Consider the following 1,999-nt stretch of genomic DNA (forward strand, 5'->3'; position numbering starts at 1 on the left):
TGATCTTCTTGATGTGGTCGAGGGAGTTGCCGAGCCCGTCCGGCCCCAGGGCGAGCTGGGCGGGCCAGGCGATCTTCTTGTCGGCGACCATGACCGGGCCGGGCTGCAGCCGGTCCAGGCACTGCTCGACGATCCGCAGGGACTGGCGCATCTCCTCCAGCCGGATCAGGAAGCGGCCGTAGGAGTCGCAGGTGTCGGCGGTGGGGATGTCGAAGTCGAACGTCTCGTAGCCGCAGTACGGCTGCGCCTTGCGCAGGTCGTGCGGCAGGCCGGTGGAGCGCAGGATCGGGCCGGTGGCGCCCAGGGCCATGCAGCCGGCCAGGTCGAGATAGCCGACATCCTGCATACGGGCCTTGAAGATGGGGTTCCCGGTGGCGAGCTTGTCGTACTCCGGGAGGTTCTTCTTCATCTTCTTCACGAACTCGCGGATCTGGTCCACCGCGCCGGGCGGCAGGTCCTGGGCGAGTCCGCCGGGGCGGATGTACGCGTGGTTCATCCTCAGGCCCGTGATGAGCTCGTAGATGTCGAGAATCATTTCACGATCACGGAATCCGTAGATCATGATCGTGGTGGCGCCGAGTTCCATGCCACCGGTGGCGATGCACACCAGGTGAGAGGACAGCCGGTTCAGCTCCATCAGGAGCACCCGGATGAGGGTGGCGCGGTCGGTGATCTGCTCCTCGATGCCGAGGAGCTTCTCTACGGCGAGACAGTAGGCGGTCTCGTTGAAGAAGCTCGTCAGGTAGTCCATGCGCGTCACGAACGTGGTGCCCTGCGTCCACGTGCGGTATTCGGTGTTCTTCTCGATGCCGGTGTGGAGGTAGCCGATGCCGCAGCGGGCCTCGGTGACCGTCTCGCCGTCGATCTCCAGGATGAGGCGGAGCACACCGTGCGTGGAGGGGTGCTGGGGGCCCATGTTGACGATGATGCGCTCGTCGTCGGCGCGGGCCGCGGACTGGACGACCTCGTCCCAGTCGCCGCCGGTGACCGTGTAGACGGTGCCCTCGGTGGTCTCCCGAGGGGAGGCATGCGAAGTGCTCACGAGTACGACCTCCGCTGGTCCGGAGCCGGGATCTGGGCGCCCTTGTACTCGACGGGGATACCGCCGAGGGGATAGTCCTTGCGCTGCGGGTGGCCCTGCCAGTCGTCCGGCATCATGATCCGCGTCAACGCGGGGTGACCGTCGAAGACGATGCCGAAGAAGTCGTAGGTCTCACGCTCGTGCCAGTCGTTGGTCGGATAGACGGCGACCAGTGACGGGATGTGCCGGTCGGTGTCCGGAGCGCTGACTTCGAGGCGGATCAGCCGGTTGTGGGTGATCGAGCGCAGGTGGTAGACCGCGTGCAGCTCGCGGCCCTTGTCGTGCGGGTAGTGGACCCCGCTCACGCCGGTGCACAGTTCGAAGCGCAGGGCCGGGTCGTCGCGCAGGGTGCGGGCGACGCGCAGCAGGTGCTCGCGTTCGATGTGGAAGGTGAGTTCGCCGCGGTCGACGACCGTCTTCTCGATCGCGTTGCCGGGCAGCAGCCCCTGTTCCTCCAGGGCGCCCTCCAGTTCGTCGGCGATCTCGTCGAACCAGCCGCCGTAGGGGCGGGCGGCCGGGCCCGGAAGCCGGATCGAGCGGACCAGGCCGCCGTAGCCGGAGGTGTCGCCGCCGTTGTTGGCGCCGAACATGCCGCGCTGGACGCGGATCTCCTCGCCGCCCTCGCCACGCATGCCGGGGAGGTTGGAGGCGCCGAGGTCCTTTTCGGGGTTCACCCCGTTCGACGCCCCGTTGGTGCCGTTCGCGTCGCTCACCGCAGCAGCCCCTTCATCTCGATCGTCGGCAGGGCCTTGAGCGCCGCTTCCTCCGCCTCACGGGCCGCCTCCTCGGCGTTCACGCCGAGCTTGGAGGACTGGATCTTCTGGTGGAGCTTGAGGATGGCGTCCATCAGCATCTCGGGCCGTGGCGGGCAGCCGGGCAGATAGATGTCGACCGGGACGATGTGGTCGACCCCCTGGA

Annotated in this window: 3 protein-coding genes; all 3 read right to left on the reverse strand. The window is 67.4% G+C overall.

Annotated elements, in window-relative coordinates; translation table 11 throughout:
- A partial coding sequence (locus ACZ5XS_RS45715) for an NADH-quinone oxidoreductase subunit D (protein WP_468661635.1) occupies positions 1-1,042 on the reverse strand: 1,042 nt, incomplete at its 3' end.
- The gene (locus tag ACZ5XS_RS45720) at positions 1,039-1,794 is read right to left on the reverse strand and encodes an NADH-quinone oxidoreductase subunit C (protein WP_468661636.1); all 756 of its coding nucleotides are present in this window, start codon (positions 1,792-1,794) and stop codon (positions 1,039-1,041) included. The genes ACZ5XS_RS45715 and ACZ5XS_RS45720, both read right to left, overlap by 4 nt.
- Positions 1,791-1,999: NADH-quinone oxidoreductase subunit B family protein (locus tag ACZ5XS_RS45725; protein ID WP_468661637.1), on the reverse strand; the 209-nt coding region annotated here is incomplete at its 5' end. The genes ACZ5XS_RS45725 and ACZ5XS_RS45720, both read right to left, overlap by 4 nt.

This window comes from Streptomyces sp. NPDC033131 (assembly GCF_055578365.1).